Genomic DNA, 21,944 nt, shown 5'->3' on the forward strand with positions numbered 1-21,944 from the left:
GGTGTCAACATTGGCCGGCCCTTAACGCCGGCCCACGCAAGGATCGCGAAAATGGACGATATTCCCGGCGAAAGTCCGCTGAACCCTGACTTTTCTCACCTCAACGCCGATATGTTGCACACCATCCTCGAGCTCTCCAGCGACGGGATCTGGGACTGGAACGCCAACACCGGGTTCGTCTACCGCAACCCAGGCTGGTACGAAATGCTTGGCTATCCCCGCCATTCCCTGGAGAACACGATATTCACCTGGGAAAACGTGATTCATCCCGACGACTACAACCTCGTCATGACGATGTTCGATGACTACATCAATCGTCGCGCCCCCCACTACCAAGCCGAATACCGTTGCCGCAAAAAAGATGGCAGCTACCTGTGGATCGAGGACCGCGGCTACGTGGTTGCACGCAACCCCGACGGTTCGGTGGCGCGGATGGTGGGGGCCCACCGTGACATTCACGCGCGCAAACACTCCATCGAACAGCTGGAACGGCGCAACCTCTCCCTGGAGGCACTGGTGGCCGAACGCACGCGCGAGTTGTCACGGGTCAACCAGCAGTTGCAACTGCAGCTGGAGGAAAACCGTTCCCTGGCCGAACGGGACGCACTGACCCTGATCGCCAATCGTTACCGCCTGGAAAAAGTACTGCTGGCAGAATGCGACCGTGCCCAGCGCTTTCGCCTGCCGCTGGCACTGATCGCGATGGACATCGATGACTTCAAGCCGATCAATGATCAGCACGGTCACGGCGTGGGCGACCAGACCCTGCTGCAGGTCGTGGAATGCCTGGAGACCTGCATCCGCCCTGGTGACCTGCTGGCGCGCTGGGGCGGCGACGAGTTCATGGTGGTCCTGCCCGAAAGCTCGCTGGACGCCGCCAAAGCATTGGCCGAGACGATCTGCCGCAGGATGCGCACCCTCACCCTGCACAGCAACGTCAAGGTGACCCTGAGCCTGGGCGTTGCCGAGCGGCAGAGAGATGAATCCCCCGCCGCCCTGATGGCGCGTGCCGACCAGGCGCTGTATCGCGCCAAAGCGGCAGGGAAAGATGGATTGTCAGCGTAGGTACTCCGTGTCAGCGCACCGGCGCCGCGCAACCCGCACCGCGTTTCGATGGCAACCGGCGGTATTAACGGCAGTGAGCGTGGCCACACACAGCCTGTTGGCCACAGCTCCTTCCGATTTGGAATGACCCGGCGACTTTATTTCGTTTGCGGCAGGGCCCGGTACGCGGCTTAGATAAAAACACGCCCACCCCTGCCGAGCCCCGGATTCATGAGCCGCGAAACCATCAGCCAGTCAATTTCCATCGTTCACCCCATCAGCCTCAGCCATGGCCGGAACGCCGAAGTCTGGGACACCTCGGGCAAGCGCTACATCGACTTTGTCGGCGGCATCGGGGTGCTCAACCTCGGCCATTGCCATCCGGCGGTGGTGGCGGCGATTCGTGAACAGGCGACACAGCTGACCCACTATGCGTTCAACGCCGCGCCCCATACACCCTATCTCGAGTTCATGGATCGCCTGAGCACGTTTATCCCAGTGGGCTACCCCGTCAGCGGCATGCTCACCAACAGCGGTGCGGAGGCGGCGGAAAATGCCTTGAAGATCGTGCGCGGCGCCACCGGCCGCACGGCCGTGATTGCCTTTGACGGCGCCTTTCACGGCCGCACCCTGGCCACGCTCAACCTCAATGGCAAGGTCGCACCCTATAAGCAAAAGGTCGGCGTACTGCCTGGCCCGGTGTATCACCTGCCCTACCCCAGCGCCGATAACGGCGTGCGCTGCGTGGATGCGCTCAACGCCATGGAGCGCCTGTTCAGCGTGGAAATCGACGTGAACGACGTGGCCTGTTTCATCATCGAGCCGGTACAGGGCGAAGGCGGCTTCCTCGCGCTGGATATCGAGTTCGCCCAAGCCCTGCGGCGCTTCTGCGATGCGCACAACATCCTGCTGATCGCCGACGAGATCCAGTCAGGGTTTGGCCGCACCGGTCAGCGCTTCGCATTCTCGCGCCTGGGCATCGAGCCGGACTTGATCCTGCTCGGTAAAAGCATCGCCGGCGGTGTGCCGCTGGGGGCGGTGGCCGGGCGCAAGGCCTTGATGGATAACCTGCCCAAAGGCGGGCTGGGCGGTACGTACTCCGGCAACCCCATTGCCTGCGCAGCAGCGCTGGCCACTCTGGACGTGATGACGGATGAACATTTACAGGCGTGGGGATCGCGGCAGGAAGCCGCGATTGTCGGCCGCTATGAAGCCTGGCGCGCGCAGCGGCTTTCCCCCTATCTGGGCCGCCTGACGGGTGTAGGCGCCATGCGCGGCATCGAACTGGCCACCGCTGACGGCACGCCCGCGCCAAAACAACTGGCCCAGTTGCTGGGCCTGGCGCGGGACGCCGGCCTGCTGCTGATGCCCAGCGGCAAGTCACGGCACATCATTCGCTTGTTGGCACCGCTGACCATTGAGCCTGCGGTGCTGGAGGAAGGCTTGGATATCCTGCAAGCGTGTCTCAAGCGCTTGGTTTAGCGCCATCAGCGCGGCTACGGGCGCTGAACGCATTGCGCCAGGATAAGGGTATTGTGCTGCCTTGACCTGAACCCCCTCCCCCTGAAAATGCCCGACGCTTTTTTGTTCCGCTTACTGAAGTAGTGAAATGTTAATGTCCGATTCCTACACTGATAAATCCGCCGAAGAATCCGTAGTCACCTTGCGCGCCAAAGCTGAATACGAAAACGCCATCAATCTTTCACAGCATGTGCCGGCCGCCAAGACCATCAGCGAGATGGTACTGGACGCGTTCCACACCTCGAAAGAAAGCGATCAGATCCGCGAACTGCGCATCGCCATCCGCCAGGCCCACGACGCTTTCGACGACGACACGGCCTACGACCTGATGGGCCAGCTCAAGCAACTCAAGGACGCCGAAGCCGCCGACAACATCGCCCTGGAAGACCTGAGCAGCAAATTCTCGATCAGCCGCATCCTGTCCAGCTTCAAGGACGACCCACAGTTCCAGGAACTGGTCTACGGCCTGGCCCTCAAGGTGCTGAACCAGACCCACCAGGCCATCAGCAACCCAAGCGCCGGCAAGGGCAAGGCCGCACGCGCCAAGAAAGAAGCCGAAGTGTTTGTGATCAGCAAGGATGGCATCAGCGTCAGCCTGCCGCTACGCACGCCACGTTCCAAGCTCAATGTGGACCGCGAAGCGCTGGAGTTCCTCGGCTTTACCTTTGTGGGTGAAGGCAGCGAGGCGGAACTGGAGAGTGAAACCTTCGTCGACAACAGCGGCATGGAGCAGCCGGTCACGCGCAAGAGCATCGTGACCGCGCTGCAACAGCAAAGCGCCTTTGACGGCTACACCATCGCCGTCCAGTAAGTACCGGGTGCTAAAGACTACGCAGGGTCACCAGAGCCTGTTCAACCTGGGCGAGGGCGATTTGCCGACTCACTGAGGCGCGCACGAAGTGTGTGACGCCCAGGTCCTTGAGCAGCAAAGGGGTATGGGCGGCAGTGCCCGCCCCCCATTCGCGGAACTGGCCGTCACTTCACACTTCCTTGTTCCACAAAACAGTCGATCCTTTCATTACCCCCACCGCCACCGCGAACAGCACCAATACCGTACCCGCCAGCAGCCACGGCGATGGCAGGGATGGCTGTGACACCAGCATGAACGCCAGCGACGGCGTAATCATCACGCCGATATTGACTCCCGCCGAGTAATAGCCGAGGTTGCGATCCACGGTGTGACGGCTTGAGATACTGCTGACGTAGTGGGTGATGCCGGGAAACACGATCATCTCCCCCAGGCTCCAGAGCACCGTAGCCACCAGTAACAACACACCGATATGGCTGAAGCCCATCAGGAAGAACCCCACGCCCGCCACCAGGAAACCGGCCACCAGCGACCGGCTGCTCGACAGGTGCGACATCCGCTGGTTGATCGGCACTTCGAATAGAATCACCAACAGTGCATTGATGAAAAAGATGATACCGACGTAGTACGCCGGCAATTCGGTGTAGTTGATGATGTAGGCCGACAGAAAAGTCGGCGGCAGCGCATAGGCGATGTGCACCGGCAATGCCGCCAGCAAAATTACCAGCAAGCGCGAGCGCTCGTGCAATGCGCTCTCCGGCAAACCATTGCCCTTGCTGACGACCGCAGCCCCTTCCGTCGCCGGCACCGCACGCCCGAAACGCAGGCACGCGACGAAGGCCACCAGGGACAACGCCGCGTTGATGTAGAACACCGCGTCGGCGTTACTCAGGAAAATCAGACTGCCCAGCAGTGGCCCGATCGCCATGCCGATGTTGATCGCCAGGCGGTTGCAAGAAAACGCCACTTTGCGCGACTCACTACTGCTGTGGCTGACTGTTTCGGAGAACGTCGCGGGAGTGAATGCCTCGTAACAGCCCCCCCACAGAAACGACAGCACAAACAGCACCACGGTGTTATCCACCGATGGGATGATCAGCAGCAGCAACGCGTTGAGCAACAACGAACCGAGGATCACCCGGTTGGCGGAACACCGCTTGATCACCCCACCGATGATCAAGTCCACAAACAACGCACCCGCGCCATAAACGCCCACCAGCAAACCTGCGGTGCCTGCCGATACGGCATGCTGATGAATCAGGTACGCCGCATAGAAAGGGAACGCCATGGTGCCCATGCGGAACACCAGGGTGATCAGGAACAGCAACTGCAAGCGAGCGCTGAGCCCGCGCAACGCGCGATAAGTGCCCATCATCAGCGGATCACGTAGACGTTGTCTTTGTACTGGCGGATCAGCTCGTAATCCTGGTCGATATCGCGCTGGCTCTCCGATACCAGGAATACCCGCAGCGGGCGGCTGAGCAGGTCCACGGTCCTTTTCATCAGTTTGCCGGCCTTGTATTTGACGCTCAGCTTATGCACAGAGGGCAACCCTTCGATCAGCTGGATGGCCTCTTCATTGAAGCCGGTAACCTCACCTTGCAGCGTGGTGTCGGTGTTGATGACGCAGGCTTCCTTGAGCTTGTGGTAGCGCTTGCCAGCGTAGTTTGCCTTGAACGCCTCACCGTCGCAGTACGCGAGGTAAGTAAGCTGTGCCTGGTTGCCGCCCAGGCTGATGTCATGGAATTTGGGTTCCATGTTGCCGTTCAAGCGAGCACCGACTTCCACCAGCGCGGGGCCGGCTTCGGTGAGGATCACTTCCGAATGGGCCGGACCGTTATTGATACCCAACGCTTTGAGCACCTGCACGATATAGTCCACCAGCACGTTAGCCTCGGCACTGTCCGAGGCAATCAGCACGTCGCGGTCGTAGATATTCTTACCGCCGCTGATTTCGCGCTTCACGTAGCGCCAGATCCCACAGACGTAGGCCTGCCCATCACGGCTGACGGTATCGACGATGTACTCCGGGCCTTTGAGGTAGGACTGGCAAAGAATCTCGGTATTGGCCAGGCCGAAGATATCCAGGTTGGACACCACTTCCTCACAAGCACGCTTGACGTCTTCGGCGTTGTGGCAGATCGAAACCCCGTCGGTCGAAGCCGAGCTCAGCGGTTTGATCACGCAGGGAAACACTTGGCCGGACTCTACCCAGGCCAGCAGTTCGGCGGGGTCCGCCGATTTGAGCTGGCGTGCCGTTAACAGGCCTGCGGCGGCGACCTTGCTGCTCATCTCAAACTTGTCGCGGCGAGCGCGTGAGCCTGCGCTGCCGTTGGAGGTGGACAATTGCAACTGTTCACTCAAGTAGTCGGCAAATGGCACGCCAGGCTCCTGGCCGGCAATGACGGCAACCACGTTGAATTCACGCAAGCGTCGCACGAGCTCTTCGGCGTTGTCGTTGAGCGCCAAATTTTGCTCAAACTCCGACAGGTTCGGCCCGAGCATGCTCGGCATCAACTCGGGGGTACTCTGTACATGGATCAGGCTGAAGCCGGCATCCCGGAAATACTGCGGCAGGAAATTACCGCTTGAGTAGACATCCACCAATGCAACGTACTGCTTCATAAGAATGTCCCTTTTCAGTATTGAGTGGCGGTTTCAGAGATCCGTGGAGAAACCATGTCGTCCAGCGCCAGGAAATGTTCTGCACAAACTCAACTGCAAAAAAACTAAAGCACCGCTTGATAGCGAACAAGCTGCCCTTTTAGACAGGTAGCGCCAAATCACGCGCACATGCGAACGCCCGCCGGTGAAAATTCACCGGCGGGCGTTCGCATTGGACAAAGGAGTGCCTGCGGATCAGGCCTGTTCGCGGATGTAGCCCAACTGCAAAGCTTTGCGAATGGCGGCTTTTCCGTTGGTGACATCCAACTTGCTGAAGATATTCTTCATATGGAACTTGACGGTGCGCGGGCTCATTGAGACCACGAGCGCTATTTCGTTATATGTCTTGCCCAGGCTGGTCCAGGACAACACCTCCGTTTCCCGAGGCGTGAGCACGGTTTCCCGTAGAACTGGGGGCAGCATGGCTACATCGCTTTCCAGTGCCTCGTCGTAGACCGAGACCAGCAGCATCTGCAGTTCACTTTTGTTCGCCAGCACTCTTTCGCGAAACTGTTGGTGTTCGCCGAAGCTGCACAGGTTGAGGATGGAGTAAAAACCACGGTTACCATGCACGATAAAACTGGCGCCCTCGCCAACGGGCGCACAAGGCCCCGGCACCGGGACCGCTTCTGCTGCAGGCGCAAGGATGTTTTCATCGCTCCAGAAAAACGGTTTTATGCGGCGCTTGGACAAAGACAGCAATTGACCGCGTTGGTAAAAGTCATCCGCGAAATCACCGCGGTCCAACGCATCGGGGTAATTGGTGATGATTTCCGCCTCATCCAGCGTCGGCCCACACTGGTAGACCTCGAAGTGCCCGAGACCACGTCGGCTCAGCTCGACATCGAGCAATTGGTGAACGTCGGTAGGTTGCATGGGCGTGTTGTTATTGGCTTGATTATCGCTTCGCATGAATATCGTCCCTGATGAGTGACAACGGGGGAGACTAACGATGTGACAGAAGCGCTTCAATCCTGAAGCATCTCATCGAGTCGACCTGCACCATAGGAAATTTCCCGAATAAAGGACAAGAATGAAACACGCCCTGCCGACCTTGTCCAGTGCTTCCGAGAAGGAGTCGACAGTGGGCAGACGGTGTCCTCCAGGCTTGCGCCAGCCGCCCCGGCAGCGCCGGATGGCCGAGCGCCAAGCCCAGGCGCATACCGGCCTAGCGAGCGTGCTCCTACAAGGATCTGCGTTATTTCAACTGCAACTTGTGCTTCAAGCTGTGCATGACGTCGGACTTGTTCTGCAGGTAGTCATTCAAGCCCCGTGCGCGCAGGTTGCACGCATCGCATTCACCACAACCAGTGCCGATGACGCCGTTGTAGCACGTCAGCGTCTGCTGGCGAACCAGCTCCAGTTGGTGGTGGTAGTCGGCCAATGCCCAGGTCTCGGCCTTGTTCAGCCACATCAACGGGGTGTCCAGGCGCACGTCATATTCCATGCCCAGCTTGAGCGCCTGGTTCAACGCCTTGACGAACTCATCGCGGCAATCGGGGTAGCCGGAGAAGTCGGTTTCGCAGACGCCGGTGATGACCGTCTCGGCCTTGACCTGGTACGCATAAATCGCCGCCAGGGTCAGAAACAGGATGTTGCGCCCAGGCACGAAGGTGCTCGGCAGGCTTTCGCCTGAGCTGTTCACGGTGGGTACCGGGATGTTGTCGCGGGTCAGGCTGCTGATGGCCAGCTCGTTGAGCAGGGATACATCCATCACTTTGTGAACGGTGGCCCCCAGTTGCTTGGCAAGCTGGCGGGCCACTTCGATTTCCGCGACATGGCGCTGACCATAGTCGAACGTTATGCAGTGCACTTCGTCGTACAGCGGCAGTGCCTGGATCAGACAGGTCGTTGAGTCCTGCCCGCCACTGAACACCATAACGGCTTTTTTACTCATTGCATGGCTTCCTGCATTCGTAGAATTGGGCAATAGTTTAAAGGGCATGCCATAAAAAACCCCGCGCTTCTTGCGAAGGCGGGGCTTTTTATGGCTCGGACCATTCAGGGTGCGTAGGTCAGCAACAGCTCTTTCGGCACTTGGAAATCCAGGGACATCATCACGCTGAGCGCGGTGATGGTGAAAATCGAGAACACGAACAGCTTGCGCGCCCAGACGGTGTCGTCCACCGCCTTGTAGCCGGTCCAGGCCATGTACAACCAGTACATGCCCATGGCCGCCGCGACGGCGAGGTAGCTCATGCCGGCGTAGCCACTGAAGGTCAACATCAAGGTCGCCACGAGGAAGGCCAGGATGTAGAGCAGGATGTGTTTCTTGGCCACCTGAATGCCACGTTTGACCGGCAATACCGGAATCGACGCAGCCAGGTAGTCATTGAAGCGGAAAATCGCGATGGCGTAGGAATGCGGCATCTGCCACAGGCTGAACATCACCAGCAGCGTCAGCGCGGCCATGTCGAAGCTATTGGTCACAGCCACATAACCAATCACCGGCGGCATCGCCCCCGACAGACTGCCCACCAGCGTGCCGTGCACCGACTTGCGCTTGAGGTACAGGCTGTAAAGGCCGACGTAGATGACAAAGCCGATCACGGCAAACAGCGCCGCCAACGGGTTGGCCACCTTGTACAACAGGGCTACACCGGCAACACCCAACACGGTCGCATAGATCAGTGCCAGCTTCAGGGAGATCAGGCCCTGGACCAGCACGCGATTCTTGGTGCGCTCCATCTTGACGTCGATGTCACGGTCGATGCAGTTGTTGAAGACACAACCGGAAGCAACCACCAGGGACGTACCGATCATCGCAGCCAGGAAGATGGCCAGATCGACATGTCCCTTGGAGGCCAGGAAGAAACCGCCCGCCACAGAAAGCACGTTACCGAAAATGATCCCCGGTTTGGTGATTTGGATAAAGTGCTTAAGCGACATCGGGTCTTACCTCACTTCGCCATCATGTAGGTGTGGATGCTGAACATGATCCACAGCGACAGACCAACCAGCAGAACGATCACCAGGCCTGCGAACACGAACGCAATCACGTTCTCGCGCTGGGCCTCGGAACGGTCCAGGTGCAGGAAGTACACCAGGTGAACCAGCACCTGGATCACTGCGAACGCCAGAACGATCATCAAGGTGATCGACTTCGGCAAGGTGGGGTACATCACCAGGCCGAACGGGATCAGGGTCAGGATGACCGACAGGATGAAGCCGATCGCGTAAGACTTTACGCTGCCGTGGCTTGCATCGTGGCTGTCATGGGAGTGTGCATTAGCCATTACAGAGTCCCCATCAAGTAAACGACGGTGAATACGCAGATCCAGACCACGTCCAGGAAGTGCCAGAACAGGCTCAGGCAGCTCAGGCGGGTCTTGTTGGTGTTGGTCAGGCCGTGTTTATTGACCTGATACATCATCACCGCCATCCACAGCAGGCCAGCAGATACGTGCAGACCGTGGGTGCCGACCAGCGTGAAGAACGCCGACAGGAAGCCCGAACGGTGCGGGCCGTAGCCTTCGGAGATCAGCAGGTGGAACTCGTTGATCTCCATGCCGATGAAGCCCAGGCCGAACAGGAAGGTCAGGCCCAGCCAGCTCAGCACGCCCTTCTTGTTGCCCTTGTAGAAGGCCAACATGGCGAAGCCGTAGGTGATCGAACTGAACAACAGCAAGGCGGTTTCGCCGAGCACGTAAGGCAGTTCGAAGATGTCGTGGCCCGACGGGCCACCCGCTACGTTGTTTACCAGTACCGCGTACACCGCGAAGATCGACGCAAACAAGATGCAGTCGGTCATCAGGTAGAGCCAGAAACCGAAGACGGTCATTGGCCCCGAGTCGTGGTGATGGTCATCGTGCCCATGGTCATCGACATGGGCGTGTCCAGCATTGGTCACTAAGTTCGACATGGTTTAAGCCTGTTCCAACGAGGTTTCTACACGGTTGGCCGGGATTTTCTTCTCGGCTACCAGGCGAGCGTGCTGCTCGGCTTCGATGCGCTCGATCGTCTCGACCGGCACCATGTAGCCTTGATCATCACGTGCAGCGTGGATGATGAAGTAACCGATGGTGCCTACCAGGCTCACGATTGCCAGCCACCAGATGTGCCAGATCATCGCGAAACCGAACACGGTCAACAGCGCACCCATCACCACGCCAGTGGCGGTGTTGCTTGGCATGTGGATCGGTTCGTAGTGCTTAGGCTTCTGGTACGCAGTACCGTCTTCCTTGGCTTCGGTGAACGCATCGATGGTGTTCGCAGTCGGGATCACGGCGAAGTTGTAGAACGGCGGTGGCGAAGAGGTCGACCATTCCAGGGTGTGGCCATTCCATGGGTCGCCGGATTCGCACATGTTCTGCTTGCGATCACGCACGCTGACATACAGCTGGATCAGTTGGCAGGCGATACCCACCGCGATCATCACTGCACCGAACATGGCGACGTACAGGTACGGCACCCACTCAGGGTTGGTGGTGGCATTCAGACGACGGGTCATGCCCATGAAGCCCAGTGCGTAGAGCGGCATGAACGCGACGAAGAAGCCCGAGATCCAGAACCAGAATGCAGCCTTGCCCCAACCTTCGTGCAGCTTGAAGCCGAACGCTTTCGGGAAGTAGAAGCTGAAGCCTGCGATGTAACCGAATACCGCGCCGCCGATGATCACGTTGTGGAAGTGAGCGATCACGAACAGGCTGTTGTGCAGCACGAAGTCAGCACCCGGGATGGCCAGCAGTACGCCGGTCATGCCGCCGATGGCGAAGGTCACCATGAAGCCCAGGGTCCACAGCACCTGGCTGGTCATACGCAGACGACCGTGATAGATGGTGAACAGCCAGTTGAACAGCTTCACCCCCGTCGGGATGGAAATCAGCATCGTCGCCAGGCCGAAGAAGGCGTTGACGCTGGCCCCCGAACCCATGGTGAAGAAGTGGTGCAGCCACACCATGAAGCCCAGTACGGAGATCGCGCCGGAGGCGTAGACCATCGAGTGGTGACCGAACAGGCGCTTGCCGGTAAAGGTCGAGATCACTTCGGAGAAGATACCGAACGCTGGCAGGATCAGGATGTACACCTCAGGGTGACCCCATGCCCAGAACAGGTTCACGTACATCATTGGATTACCACCAAGTTCGTTGGTGAAAATGTGGAAATCCAGGTAACGGTCAAGCGACAGCAGCGCCATGGTAGCGGCGAGGATCGGGAACGAAGCCACGATCAGCACGTTGGCCCAGGTGCAGGTCCAGGTGAAGATCGGCATGTCCATCAGTTTCATGCCTGGGGCGCGCATTTTCAGCACGGTGGCCAGGAAGTTGACCCCCGTCAGCGTCGTCCCGAGCCCTGATAACTGTAGCGCCCAGATGTAGTAGTCCACCCCCACGCCAGGGCTGTACTGGATGCCCGACAATGGCGGATACGCAACCCAACCGGTCTTGGCGAATTCGCCGACGCCCAGGGACACGTTGATCAGCACCACACCGGACACCAGCAGCCAGAAGCTCAGGGAGTTCAGGAACGGGTAGGCAACGTCACGCGCGCCGATCTGCAGCGGCACTGCAAGGTTCATCAGGCCGGTGAAGAAAGGCATCGCCATGAAGATGATCATGATCACACCGTGGGCGGTGAAGATCTGGTCATAGTGTTCAGGCGGCAGGTAGCCCGGCGAACCTTCGGTGGCCATGGCCAACTGGGTACGCATCATGATGGCGTCGGCAAAACCGCGCAGCAGCATGACCATGGCCACGATGATGTACATCACGCCGATTTTCTTGTGGTCGACCGACGTCAGCCACTCGGTCCACAGGTAGGTCCACTTCTTGAAGTAGGTGATACCTGCAAACAGTGCCAGACCACCCAGCGCGATCATGGCGATGGTAATCATCACAATCGGCTCGTGGAACGGGACCGCATCCCAACTTAATTTACCAAACATCGTTTACTCCTCTGCCCCAGCAGTTGAATGCGCGCCCGTGTCAGAACCTTCAACCGCGGCCACTTCTTTCTTCTCGTGCTTGACCGGCTTGCCTGGTTTCATGCCTTCGTACTTGTCGACGATTTTCTGAAACAGGTTCGGCTCATACGCGGAGTACAGGGCGACAGGGTTGTTCTGGCTCGGTTTGGTCAGGGCGTCGTATTCAGCTTGATCAAGCTGTTTAGGTGCGGCCTTGACTTCGGCTACCCAGGCGTCAAATTCTTCCTGGCTCGTCGAGATCGCTTTGAATTTCATGCCGGTGAAGCCAGCGCCGCTATAGTTGGCGGAGATGCCTTCCATTTCAGCTTTCTGGTTGGCGATCAGGTGCAGCTTGGTCTGCATACCTGCCATCGCGTAGATCTGGCCGCCCAGCGCAGGGATGAAGAACGAGTTCATCACGGCATCGGAGGTGATCTTGAAGTTAAGCGGGGTGTGCTCCGGGAAGCGGATCTGGTTCACCGTGGCGATACCCAGGTCCGGGTAGATGAACAGCCACTTCCAATCCAGCGCGACCACTTCGATGTTGATCGGCTTGGCGTCGGATTCCAGCGGACGGTACGGGTCGAGCGCGTGGGTCGACTTGTAGGTCACATAACCCAGGGCAATGATGATGAGGATCGGGACCAGCCACACCGCGATTTCGATCTTGGTGGAGTGCGACCACTTCGGCGCGTAGGTAGCGCTGGTGTTCGACGCGCGGTATTTCCAGGCGAAGGCGAAGGTCATGATGATCACAGGGACCACGACCAGCAGCATCAGCAGGGTGGCGGTGATGATCAGGTTTCGTTCATCCAGACCGACCTGTCCTTTTGGGTCGAGCAAGGTCCACTTGCAGCCTCCCAGCATTAACATCATGCCAAGCAGCGGCAAAAAGCCTAGTAATCGGGGGTACCTGTTTTTACTCATCTCACGACCTCTAAAGCAGCTTGCGCAATGCAGTTGGGTTTTGATCGCCAACACTTCACCCTGCCAAGGGTTGGCATTTCTCTTCGATTGAATAAGAGCCTGCCCGTCACGCCATAACGCTACGTTTCACGGACCTGCGGTGAGTTCTTATTCGACTTCGTGGTTAAAGGCCTTGTTACAGACCAATTCCATTTGGTGCGGATAGTTGAAAGGCTGCCGGAACCAGGGGTCGCACAGAGCCATCCATCTGCCCCTCGACCGCTCCAATGCTCAAAGATTGAACAGCACCGGACATTCAGTGCGGGCGATTGTAGTTAGCTGGCGATGTATAAACCATGTCTTATAAAGAAATAATTTTTATCGATTACAGCAATAATCCTTCACCAATTTTGTAAAGGTTCGCGATCTTATCGCGTTCGATTCTCAACAAAAACCACAAAAATTACCGTGTTATAGGGCAAACCGCCACAGGCCTTACCTGCAGTAAGGGCCTGCCAATCGTATCCAAGTCCCCATAAAACAAGGCATTGGGACATCACCTAAAGCCTTGAACGGCACGAGATCCAAGGCATCGCGCACACCACGAACTGACAGCACAATTTGGCCGCCCGATGCAAATTTAAGCGGCGGTTTGGCGAGTCAGAAACCTCCTGCGACAGCTTCCGTGTGACAACATGTCGCACGCTGCGCGCACCTGAAATTGTCCGGCGTCACGCTCTGTTCACAAAACCCTACAAACAAAAACGCCCCGGCCTTCCCTCCAGAAGGACCGGGGCGTTTCCGTGAACCGCTCAGGCGTGGCGGCGGCGGTTGCGATAGATGCCCAGGGGTACCAGGATCACCGTCAACACAAACGCCACCAGCGCCCATTGCGCCAGGGACAGGCCGAGTATCGGCGGGTATGGGGTGCTGCAAAAGCCGTCGACCTGGAAACCCAGGGGGAAGATCTTGGCCAGGGGCAGGTCGTCGACAATCGGTTGCAGCACATCGACGCCGCAACTGACCTGTGGGAAGAACTGGGTGTACACATGGTGCCCCGCCGCCGCCACCCCGCCGAGGGCACTGAGCACCACCAGGCCTTCGAAGAAGGTGATTGCGCCCTTGGTGCGCATGGCCGCGCCGATGAAGGCGAAGATCGCAATCAACAGCAAGGCGTAGCGTTGCAGGATGCACAGCGGGCATGGCGCCTCGCCCAGTACCACCTGCATGTACAACGCGCCGCCGATCAACGCCAGGCAGATGATGCCCAGCAACACCAGAAAGCGCCGCTCCCTGCCTAAACGCATTTCGTCACTCATCCCCGTATCCCTTTGTTTGGTTGTGCCTATGGCCGCAAGTTTACACACAGAGAGTGGTTTAAACAGAGGGGGGTTAACGGGGGATTAATTGGGGATAGCTGCAAGCTTCAAGCTGCAAGTAGTAAAAGCGGGCTTCGATCCGGGTTTTACTTGTCGCTTGCAGCTTGCTGCTTCCTACTCCCCCAAAGGACTTACTCCAAAGCAGCCGCCGGGCCGAAGAATTCGTAGCGGCTTTGTTTCTCAGGTACGCCCAGCGCCTTGAGGTGGCGTTTGATGGCAGCCATGAAGCCTTTGGGGCCAAGGAAGTAGGCGTCGATGTCGCGCTGCTGCGGCAACCACGCAGCCAGTTGCTCCTGGCTCAGCAGGCCGACTGTATCCGCCGCCGGGCTCACGCCGTCGTCCTCGGCATAGCAATAAAAGCGCTTGAGCTGTGGGTGCTTGGCCGCCAGGCCGTCTACCCAGTCACGAAACGCATGCACCCCGCCATTGCGCGCGCAGTGGATAAAGTGCACCGGACGCTGAGTGGCCAGCGCCGCTTCCAGCATCGGCAGGGTGGGCGTGATGCCCACGCCACCACTGATCAGCACCAGAGGCTTATCACTGGCCACCAGCGTGAACTCGCCCGACGGCGGGAACAGGTCAATCGTCGCACCCACCTGCAACTGATCATGCAAATAGTTGGACACCCGCCCACCGGCTTCGCGCTTGACGCTGATGCGGTACTGGCCGGCATCGCTCAACGCCGACAAGGAATAGTTGCGGCGCACTTCTTCACCGTCCAGCACCAGCTTCATACCGATGTATTGGCCGGGCGCGGCAGCGAGAATCGGCCCGTTGTCCACCGCGGCGAAATAAAAGGAGGTGATCTCGGCACTCTCTTCCACGCGCTTGACCACGGTAAACGCCCGCGCGCCGCGCCAGCCACCCGGTGCCTGGGCTTTCTCTTCATAAATGGCGGCTTCGGCGCCGATCAGGATATCCGCCAACTGGCCATAAGCCGCGCCCCAGGCGTTCATCACCTCTGGGGTGGCAATCTCGCTGCCCAGCACTTGCGAAATCGCCCGTAACAGGCAGGCACCCACGATCGGGTAGTGCTCCGGCAGGATCTGCAAGGCCACGTGCTTGTTGATAATCTTCGCCACCAGGTCGCCCAATTGGTCGAGCTGGTCGATGTGCCGCGCATACATCAATACACCATTGGCCAAGGCACGGGGCTGATCGCCGCTGGCCTGGTGGGCCTGGTTGAACAGCGGGCGAACCTCGGGGTATTCAGACAGCATCATGCGGTAAAAATGGGTGATCAGCGCCTCGCCGCCGCTTTCCAGCAAGGGCACGGTGGATTTGACGATGGCACGGTCTTGGGCACTCAGCATGGGGAGCCTCCTGGGCTTCTTTACGAATTGCCTTTACCTACTCAGTATTCGTGCCAACTAATAACTCGTTATTTTTCAGTCAGTTGAATTTACTGTAGTCGATATGACTTCCTACACCTTATAGTCACAAGGACTACAAGGAGTCATTATGACTGCGCAATCGCTGCTCACTACCCTGCTGCCTCTGGTCGCCGACCTGTCCCGCGACCTGCCCGAAGGCGAACGCTACCGCCGCTTGTTGCAAGCCATGCGCACCCTGCTGCCCTGCGATGCGGCTGCGCTGTTGCGCCTGGATGGAGAATCGCTGGTGCCGCTGGCGGTGGATGGTTTGAGCACCGACACGTTGGGCCGGCGCTTCAAGGTCAGCGAACACCCGCGCTTCGCCATACTGCTGAGCGGCCCAGGCCCGACCCGCTTCGACAGCGACAGCCCATTGCCCGACCCCTACGACGGTCTGGTCGATGGCCTGCACGGGCATCTGGAAGTGCACGACTGCATGGGCTGCCCGCTGTTCGTCGATGACCAACCCTGGGGCCTGCTGACTCTGGACGCCCTCGACACCGAGCGCTTCGAACGGGTCGAACTGGAGGCCCTGCAAGCCTTCGCCAGCCTCGCCGCCGCCACCGTCAACGTGGCCGAACGCATCGAACGCCTGGCCCTGCGCGCCGAAGACGAACACCAGCGCGCCGAGATCTACCGCCAGGCCAGCGGCCAGCAGCACAAGGAAATGATCGGCCAGAGCAAGACCCACAAACGCCTGGTCGAAGAGATCAACCTGGTGGGTGGCAGCGACCTGACGGTGCTGATCACTGGCGAAACCGGCGTGGGTAAGGAGCTGGTGGCGCAGGCGATCCACGCTGCGTCGTCCCGCGCGGATAAGCCTCTGATCAGCCTCAACTGTGCCGCCCTGCCGGAAACCCTGGTGGAAAGCGAGCTGTTCGGGCATGTGCGCGGCGCGTTTACCGGCGCGCTGAATGAGCGCAGGGGCAAGTTCGAGCTGGCCAACGGCGGCACCTTGTTCCTCGACGAAGTGGGCGAACTGTCGCTGACCGTGCAGGCCAAGCTGCTGCGGGTCCTGCAAAGCGGCCAGTTGCAGCGCCTGGGCTCGGACAAGGAGCATCAGGTGGACGTGCGCCTGATCGCCGCCACCAACCGCGACCTGGCCTTTGAGGTGCGCAACGGCCGCTACCGCGCCGACTTCTACCACCGTTTGAGCGTGTACCCGCTGCAAGTGCCGGCCCTGCGCGAACGCGGGCGCGATGTGCTGCTGCTGGCGGGCTTCTTCCTCGAACAGAACCGCTCGCGCATGGGCCTGGGCAGCCTGCGCCTGACCGCCGATGCCCAGGCGGCGCTGCTGGCCTACAACTGGCCGGGCAACGTGCGGGAGCTGGAGCATTTGATCGGACGCAGCGCGCTCAAGGCCCTGGGTAACTGTCGCGAGCGTCCGAAGATCCTCAGCCTGAGTGCCCAGGACCTGGATTTGCCGGATGTCAGCGCGCCGCTGCTTGAGGAACCCACCCAGGTCGCGCCGATCACCAACGACCTGCGCCAGGCCACCGAGCACTACCAGCGCCAAATCATCAGCGCCTGCCTGGAACGCCATCAACACAACTGGGCCAGCGCCGCCCGCGAACTGGGGCTGGACCGCGCCAACCTGGGGCGAATGGCCAAGCGCCTGGGTCTCAAATAACCCAAATACCTCGATCAACTGTGGGAGCTGACTTGCCTGCTCTCACACTAGACTGCCTTCGCCTTGAAAACCGGGCTCACAACCTTAGGCTTACGAAACACCAACACATTCCCCAACATCACCAGCACCAACCCCGCCAGCGCCGGCGCGGTCCACTGGTAGCCCTCGGCAAATGCCGACACGTTCAGCGCCACCACCGGGAACAGCACCGTGCAATACGCCGCCCGCTCCGGGCCCATGCGACCGACCAGCGTGAGGTAAGCGGTAAAGCCGATCACTGAGCCCGGAATCACCAGGTACCACAGGGCGCCGATGTACCGCGCGCTCCAGTCCATGTCGAATGCAATCCCGCGCACTGCGCAATACGTCGCCAGCATCGCAGCGCCATAGGCCATGCCCCAGGCGTTGGTGGTCAGGGGTTTGAGTCCGGCCTTCTGTTGCAGGCTCGAGAGCATATTGCCCGCCGAGAAACACATCGTCCCCAGCAACGCCAAGCCCAGCCCGAGCAAGGTCTGCGGGCTGGCGGTATGGCCCACCAGTTCCGGCCAGAACAGCAGGCCCAGGCCCGCCAGGCCAAGGCCGCCGCCCAGCAACACGTTACGTGCCACGCGCTGGCCGAAAAACACCCGGGCATTCAGTGCGTTCCACAGCGTGGCCGTGGAAAACACCACCGCCACCAGGCCGCTGGGGATCCACTGGCTGGCCGTGAGGAAACACATGAAGTTGACGCAGAACAGGCACAGCCCCTGGGCCAGGCAAATCAAGTGCCCGCGCCGGTTCATCACCTGCAGCTTGCGGCTGAGCAGCAGCACCACAAACAGCACCAGCGCCGCCAGGGCGAAGCGGTAGACGATGGACACGGGAATCGCCACCACGCCCAGTTGCCACTTGAGCGCGATCCAGGTGGTGCCCCAGATCAGCACGGTGAGTAAATACAGGAATAGGTTCATGGCGGGCTCCGTCGATTGAGCCACAGTGTCGTCTTCATCCATGGGAAGGCGCTTGCACATTCTTGCGCTTTTGTCGGGCGACGGGATCACAGCGCCAGCAGCCCGGAGTAGGATGCAAGGCGTCGGAGAGTACTCACCATGCCAGAGCTGGAATCCCTGCAAGTCTTTCAAGCCCTTAATCGCTCGCCCCACGCCCGCCTGGAAGCCTGCGCCGAGCTCGGTGACGGCTTGTCTGCGGCCTTGTGGAGCAACCATCACGACGCCCAGGATTACCAGGCGCCCGGCCATCACACCTTGTCCTGCTACATCGGCGGCGGCACCGGTACGTTTCGGCGTGACCAGCCGGGCACCAAGGGCGGCCCCGACAAATTATGCATCCTGCCGGCCGAGCACCAGTCGGCGTGGGTGATCAACGGCGACATTCGCCTGGCCCATGTGTATTTCAGCCCGGAGCAATTTGCCCTTGGCTGCATCACCCTGTTCGACCGCGAACCGCGTGCGCTGGCGTTGCGCGAAAGCACCTTCCTCGAAGACGCAAGCCAGGCTCGGCGCTTTCACCAACTGATCGCCCTCAACTGGCACGAACCCGCCGAACGCCTGCTGACCAGCAGCCTGGCCCATGAACTGCTCAGCCACACCCTGCTCAGCCAAGTGGGCGCCCGTGAGGGCCTGCGCTTGAAAGGCGGGCTCGCGGCGTACCAGCGCCGGCTGTTGGTGGACTACATCGAGCAGCACCTGCAAGACCCGATCAGCCTCGGGCAACTGGCCGGGATGTGCGCGCTGTCGGAATATCACTTCGCCCGCATGTTCCGCCAAAGCTTCGGCCTGCCGCCCCATCAGTACCTGCTCGCGCGTCGCCTCACCCGCGCGCAACACCTGCTGCGCAGCGGCGCCTTGCCCCTGGGCGAGATAGCCTTGCTGTGCGGTTTCTCCAGCGCCAGCCACTTCACTCATCGCTTCCGCCAGGCCGTGGGTGCCACGCCCGGCGACTACCGCCAAGCCTTTCGCTAAACCATCAACCCCAGCGTCTTGGCCTTGGCGACAGCCTGGGTGCGCCGTTCCACGCCGAGCTTGCTGTGGATACGCCGTGCGTGGGTCTTGACGGTGTGCAGGGAGATAAACAGCCGGTCGGCGATTTCCAGGTTGGAGCTGCCCAGGGCGATCAGCTGCAACACCTCCAGTTCACGCTGGCTCAAGGGGTTTTCCACCACGCACGAGGTCGACGCCTGGGGCTCCATGCCCAGCGCGCTCAGCAGCCCCGGCGAACGCAAACGCAGTTCTCGAACCGCTTGTTGCAGTTGGCAACGCTCCGCCAACGCCAGCCCGGTTTGCAGCGAGCGGCGCGCCAAAGCGGCGTCGCCCACTTGCCAGGCGACTTCACCCAGCACCAACTGCAGTTCGGTTTCCAGGCAGAGCATGCCGCGCTGGTGAGTGGCTTCCAGCAGCGCACTGAGCCGTGCCACGGGTTCCTCGGCGCAGCCCAGCTTCACCTCCGCCAACACCAGCAGGTATTCAAGACGCGGGATCAGTTCCAGGGTGGCCGGCGGCGCTTGCTTGGCCTGGGGCCCGCGAAAATGGCGGAGCACGCGCCGCACTGCCTGCACGGTCAATTCGGCGCGCCCCTGCTGCAACCAGAAATGCCCACTGACCAACAGCAGCACCGCGCGATACACGGTGTCCGGCACCTGGCGCTGTTGCATCAGCCGCTCGGCCTCGCGCAGGTGGACAAAGGCCTGGGCATAGTCGCCCTGGTTGGCCGCCAGCAACGCCAGGCCAAGAAACCCGTATAGCACGCGTTTGTCCTGGCTGTGCAGGCACATCTTCAAGCCAGCCTCGAAACATTCGGCGGCGATGGCATCCTGCCCCTGGCGCAACGCGAGGTGCCCGCGCCGCAGGGCGATACGCCCCAGCAATGGCCCGGCCTTGAGCCGCTGCTTGAGTAACATCGCCTGCACCTGCTCCAGCAGGCTCTGCGCGCGGTAAGGGGCGCCGCGCTGCTCCAGCAACTGCGCATGGTCCAGTTCCAGCAACGCCTCCAGCAGCAACGAGCCATGGGCGCGGGCCAGGCACAGCGCTTCGCGGTTCAGGCCCTGGGCCACATCCAGTTCACCGCGCAGCAGGGCCTGCTGGGTAAGCCCCGACAGGCACATCAGGCGCGAGGTCCAGGCGCTGTCGGGCAAGGCTTGCAGTGCCTCGAGAAAATGCACGCGGGCCCCCTCGGCATCCCCGCCCAAGTGCAGCAACCAGCCCCACTGCGCCTGCCAGCGCGCCAGCAGATAACGCTGTTGCGCCGCCGTGGGTTGCGGGGTGAAGCGCGAGAGCTGGTCGATGCACACCGCCGCCTGCTCGAAGCGCCCGGCAAACAACAGCGCCGCCGTGACCAGCCCCACCAATTGCGCCGAGCCCAACATCAATTCATCGCCATGCTGTTCATGCAGACGCAACAGCAACACCGCGTTGTGCTGGCGGAACAGGTCTTCGAAACTGAAGTGCTGCAACAGGCTCACCGCCACTTCATATTCTTCAGCCAGCAGCGCCTGTTCGAAAGCGGCCTGCCAGTCCTGCTCGGCGCAGAACCATTGGCAGGCACGGCGGTGCCACGAGCGTTTGGCTGGCCAGGGGGCGTCGCGCATCAGTTGCGCCAGAGGCGGGAAAACCTGCAGCCACTCGGTGTCTTCCCACGCCTGGATAAACGCACCGAAGGCCTGCAGATCCCGCAGGTACTGATCGCCATCGCCAGCACCGAACAAGTGCTCGCACAGGCTAATGTTAAAACGCGGCAGATGGGCCAGCACGCACCAGGCTTCGGCCAGTTCGGGCGGTAGCGTGCTGAAGAGTTCGTGTTGCAGATAGTCGAGCAATGTCTTTTCGGGATGACCGTCGCCCAGCAAGGCGATACGCACACCGGCGCACCAGCCGGCGCTGAACTGCAACACGCCGTCGACCGTCTGCCCGGCTGCCGGGTCGAGCAGCGCCTGGATTTCTCCAGGGCTGAACGCCAGTTCGGCGCCACACTCCAGCAGCTCATCGTCAAGCAGCAGGCGCGGCCAGTTGCAGGCCGGGCGACGCCGCGCAGCCAACCACCAGGTCAACGCCGGGCTGGTGGCGGCGAGCAGGCGGTCGAGCAAAGCGTCGGTGTCGGCAGCCGGCAGGCGGCAAAAATCATCGAGGAACAACCACGCCGAGCTCTGCCAGCGGCTCAGATCCAGCAGCAGCGTGGCTTCATCGGTAAACGGCAAACCCAGGGTTTGCGCCAGGCGTTGGCACAGATCGAGCGGGCTGAGGGTCACGCCATTGAGCGGCAGCCAGTACACCTGGCACCCCTTGGGCGCCTGCAATGCGCACTCGGCGAGCAATGCACTCTTGCCACTGCCGCCGGGCGCGCACAGCAACTTGACCCGTGCCTGCGCCGCCAACAAAGGTTCGGCCAGGCGCGGGCGCAGCAGATGATGGGCGGACAGCCGAGGCATGAATCCGGGGCGGTCCAGGCAGCGTGTCATGGCGGTCATTGCTGCATCCTGCGTTCTTATTGTTATGCAACCTGACAGCTACCCTAGTCCCGTGGCGGGCGGTTGTTGAAGAAGTATTCAGCGGGGTGATTGGCGGGCATAAAAAAGCCGGGAGCCCGACGGGCTCCGGCATCAATTCTCAAACACGGTCAATGTAGGAGCTGGCTTGCCTGCGATAGCGGGGGGTCAGCCAGCTCATGTGTTACTGATACACCGCTATCGCAGGCAAGCCAGCTCCTACAGTTTGATTGCCTTTCA

At 60.4% G+C, this 21,944-nt stretch carries 18 protein-coding genes and 1 pseudogene; 6 read left to right on the top strand and 13 right to left on the bottom strand.

The window, feature by feature from the left end; genetic code table 11:
- Positions 1 to 51 precede the first annotated feature (51 nt).
- From AB4O05_RS27545 to AB4O05_RS27555, 3 genes are all read left to right on the top strand, one after another.
- Positions 52 to 1,065: a sensor domain-containing diguanylate cyclase gene (locus tag AB4O05_RS27545; protein ID WP_460134140.1), complete on the top strand. Its 1,014-nt coding sequence runs from the start codon at positions 52 to 54 to the stop codon at positions 1,063 to 1,065.
- A gap of 210 nt (positions 1,066 to 1,275) precedes the next feature.
- Positions 1,276 to 2,526, top strand: a complete 1,251-nt coding sequence (locus tag AB4O05_RS27550) for a 2-aminoadipate transaminase (protein WP_460134139.1) — start codon at positions 1,276 to 1,278, stop codon at positions 2,524 to 2,526.
- 133 nt (positions 2,527 to 2,659) lie between these two features.
- Positions 2,660 to 3,376, top strand: a complete 717-nt coding sequence (locus AB4O05_RS27555; RefSeq protein ID WP_460134138.1) for a hypothetical protein — start codon at positions 2,660 to 2,662, stop codon at positions 3,374 to 3,376.
- 169 nt (positions 3,377 to 3,545) lie between these two features.
- Here AB4O05_RS27555 and AB4O05_RS27560 read toward each other — a convergent pair whose 3' ends face one another.
- From AB4O05_RS27560 to cyoA, 9 genes are all read right to left on the bottom strand, one after another.
- Entirely contained in the window at positions 3,546 to 4,748 is a 1,203-nt protein-coding gene (locus AB4O05_RS27560; RefSeq protein ID WP_460134136.1) for an MFS transporter, read from the bottom strand.
- On the bottom strand, positions 4,748 to 5,998 hold the full coding sequence (locus AB4O05_RS27565; RefSeq protein WP_460134135.1) for an ATP-grasp domain-containing protein: 1,251 nt from the start codon (positions 5,996 to 5,998) through the stop codon (positions 4,748 to 4,750). The genes AB4O05_RS27560 and AB4O05_RS27565 overlap by 1 nt, the downstream gene beginning before the upstream one ends.
- A gap of 234 nt (positions 5,999 to 6,232) precedes the next feature.
- Positions 6,233 to 6,949: a helix-turn-helix transcriptional regulator gene (locus AB4O05_RS27570; RefSeq protein WP_460164820.1), complete on the bottom strand. Its 717-nt coding sequence runs from the start codon at positions 6,947 to 6,949 to the stop codon at positions 6,233 to 6,235.
- Between the two features lie 286 nt (positions 6,950 to 7,235).
- Positions 7,236 to 7,934, bottom strand: coding sequence for a 7-cyano-7-deazaguanine synthase QueC (queC, locus tag AB4O05_RS27575; protein WP_460134130.1), 699 nt, complete (start codon positions 7,932 to 7,934; stop codon positions 7,236 to 7,238).
- 104 nt (positions 7,935 to 8,038) lie between these two features.
- Entirely contained in the window at positions 8,039 to 8,926 is an 888-nt protein-coding gene (gene cyoE, locus AB4O05_RS27580) for a heme o synthase (RefSeq protein WP_460134128.1), read from the bottom strand.
- Positions 8,927 to 8,937: 11 nt separating this feature from the next.
- Positions 8,938 to 9,273 carry a cytochrome o ubiquinol oxidase subunit IV gene (gene cyoD, locus AB4O05_RS27585; protein ID WP_003176003.1) on the bottom strand — a complete coding sequence of 112 codons (336 nt, stop codon included), beginning with the start codon at positions 9,271 to 9,273 and terminating at the stop codon, positions 8,938 to 8,940.
- Entirely contained in the window at positions 9,273 to 9,899 is a 627-nt protein-coding gene (locus AB4O05_RS27590; protein WP_003176004.1) for a cytochrome o ubiquinol oxidase subunit III, read from the bottom strand. The genes cyoD and AB4O05_RS27590 overlap by 1 nt, the downstream gene beginning before the upstream one ends.
- A 3-nt stretch (positions 9,900 to 9,902) precedes the next feature.
- Positions 9,903 to 11,921 carry a cytochrome o ubiquinol oxidase subunit I gene (gene cyoB / locus AB4O05_RS27595; RefSeq protein WP_460134125.1) on the bottom strand — a complete coding sequence of 673 codons (2,019 nt, stop codon included), beginning with the start codon at positions 11,919 to 11,921 and terminating at the stop codon, positions 9,903 to 9,905.
- Between the two features lie 3 nt (positions 11,922 to 11,924).
- Complete coding sequence (gene cyoA, locus AB4O05_RS27600; protein WP_460137728.1) at positions 11,925 to 12,866, bottom strand: ubiquinol oxidase subunit II; 942 nt, start codon at positions 12,864 to 12,866, stop codon at positions 11,925 to 11,927.
- Between the two features lie 27 nt (positions 12,867 to 12,893).
- Here cyoA and AB4O05_RS27605 point away from each other — a divergent pair.
- Positions 12,894 to 13,184, top strand: a pseudogene (locus AB4O05_RS27605) (hypothetical protein).
- Positions 13,185 to 13,657: 473 nt separating this feature from the next.
- On the opposite strand, the gene AB4O05_RS27610 reads toward AB4O05_RS27605, so the two are convergent.
- On the bottom strand, positions 13,658 to 14,164 hold the full coding sequence (locus tag AB4O05_RS27610) for a disulfide bond formation protein B (protein ID WP_460134123.1): 507 nt from the start codon (positions 14,162 to 14,164) through the stop codon (positions 13,658 to 13,660).
- Between the two features lie 191 nt (positions 14,165 to 14,355).
- Positions 14,356 to 15,537 (bottom strand): NO-inducible flavohemoprotein, encoded by a 1,182-nt coding sequence (gene hmpA / locus AB4O05_RS27615; protein ID WP_460134120.1) that lies wholly within the window; start codon positions 15,535 to 15,537, stop codon positions 14,356 to 14,358.
- Positions 15,538 to 15,685: 148 nt separating this feature from the next.
- On the opposite strand from hmpA, the gene norR reads away from it, so the two are divergent.
- Positions 15,686 to 17,227: a nitric oxide reductase transcriptional regulator NorR gene (norR, locus tag AB4O05_RS27620; protein WP_460134118.1), complete on the top strand. Its 1,542-nt coding sequence runs from the start codon at positions 15,686 to 15,688 to the stop codon at positions 17,225 to 17,227.
- 47 nt (positions 17,228 to 17,274) lie between these two features.
- On the opposite strand, the gene AB4O05_RS27625 is transcribed toward norR, so the two are convergent.
- Positions 17,275 to 18,177 carry a DMT family transporter gene (locus tag AB4O05_RS27625; protein ID WP_460134117.1) on the bottom strand — a complete coding sequence of 301 codons (903 nt, stop codon included), beginning with the start codon at positions 18,175 to 18,177 and terminating at the stop codon, positions 17,275 to 17,277.
- Between the two features lie 138 nt (positions 18,178 to 18,315).
- On the opposite strand from AB4O05_RS27625, the gene AB4O05_RS27630 reads away from it, so the two are divergent.
- Positions 18,316 to 19,188: a helix-turn-helix domain-containing protein gene (locus AB4O05_RS27630; protein WP_460134116.1), complete on the top strand. Its 873-nt coding sequence runs from the start codon at positions 18,316 to 18,318 to the stop codon at positions 19,186 to 19,188.
- Here AB4O05_RS27630 and AB4O05_RS27635 read toward each other — a convergent pair.
- Positions 19,185 to 21,686, bottom strand: coding sequence for a LuxR C-terminal-related transcriptional regulator (locus tag AB4O05_RS27635; protein WP_460134114.1), 2,502 nt, complete (start codon positions 21,684 to 21,686; stop codon positions 19,185 to 19,187). The genes AB4O05_RS27630 and AB4O05_RS27635 overlap by 4 nt on opposite strands.
- Between the last annotated feature and the right edge of the window lie 258 nt (positions 21,687 to 21,944).

The organism is Pseudomonas sp. S1_G07, from assembly GCF_054668565.1.

Excerpts from the sequence above, each read along its gene's own strand:
- norR (WP_460134118.1), top strand. The coding sequence starts at position 15,686 with ATGACTGCGCAATCGCTGCTCACTACCCTGCTGCCTCTGGTCGCCGAC.
- AB4O05_RS27625 (WP_460134117.1), bottom strand. The coding sequence starts at position 18,177 with ATGAACCTATTCCTGTATTTACTCACCGTGCTGATCTGGGGCACCACC.
- AB4O05_RS27590 (WP_003176004.1), bottom strand. The coding sequence starts at position 9,899 with ATGTCGAACTTAGTGACCAATGCTGGACACGCCCATGTCGATGACCAT.
- hmpA (WP_460134120.1), bottom strand. The coding sequence starts at position 15,537 with ATGCTGAGTGCCCAAGACCGTGCCATCGTCAAATCCACCGTGCCCTTG.
- cyoB (WP_460134125.1), bottom strand. The coding sequence starts at position 11,921 with ATGTTTGGTAAATTAAGTTGGGATGCGGTCCCGTTCCACGAGCCGATT.
- AB4O05_RS27610 (WP_460134123.1), bottom strand. The coding sequence starts at position 14,164 with ATGAGTGACGAAATGCGTTTAGGCAGGGAGCGGCGCTTTCTGGTGTTG.
- AB4O05_RS27560 (WP_460134136.1), bottom strand. The coding sequence starts at position 4,748 with ATGATGGGCACTTATCGCGCGTTGCGCGGGCTCAGCGCTCGCTTGCAG.
- queC (WP_460134130.1), bottom strand. The coding sequence starts at position 7,934 with ATGAGTAAAAAAGCCGTTATGGTGTTCAGTGGCGGGCAGGACTCAACG.
- AB4O05_RS27630 (WP_460134116.1), top strand. The coding sequence starts at position 18,316 with ATGCCAGAGCTGGAATCCCTGCAAGTCTTTCAAGCCCTTAATCGCTCG.
- cyoE (WP_460134128.1), bottom strand. The coding sequence starts at position 8,926 with ATGTCGCTTAAGCACTTTATCCAAATCACCAAACCGGGGATCATTTTC.
- AB4O05_RS27635 (WP_460134114.1), bottom strand. The coding sequence starts at position 21,686 with ATGACCGCCATGACACGCTGCCTGGACCGCCCCGGATTCATGCCTCGG.
- AB4O05_RS27565 (WP_460134135.1), bottom strand. The coding sequence starts at position 5,998 with ATGAAGCAGTACGTTGCATTGGTGGATGTCTACTCAAGCGGTAATTTC.
- AB4O05_RS27550 (WP_460134139.1), top strand. The coding sequence starts at position 1,276 with ATGAGCCGCGAAACCATCAGCCAGTCAATTTCCATCGTTCACCCCATC.
- cyoA (WP_460137728.1), bottom strand. The coding sequence starts at position 12,866 with ATGAGTAAAAACAGGTACCCCCGATTACTAGGCTTTTTGCCGCTGCTT.
- AB4O05_RS27555 (WP_460134138.1), top strand. The coding sequence starts at position 2,660 with ATGTCCGATTCCTACACTGATAAATCCGCCGAAGAATCCGTAGTCACC.
- AB4O05_RS27545 (WP_460134140.1), top strand. The coding sequence starts at position 52 with ATGGACGATATTCCCGGCGAAAGTCCGCTGAACCCTGACTTTTCTCAC.
- AB4O05_RS27570 (WP_460164820.1), bottom strand. The coding sequence starts at position 6,949 with ATGCGAAGCGATAATCAAGCCAATAACAACACGCCCATGCAACCTACC.
- cyoD (WP_003176003.1), bottom strand. The coding sequence starts at position 9,273 with ATGGCTAATGCACACTCCCATGACAGCCACGATGCAAGCCACGGCAGC.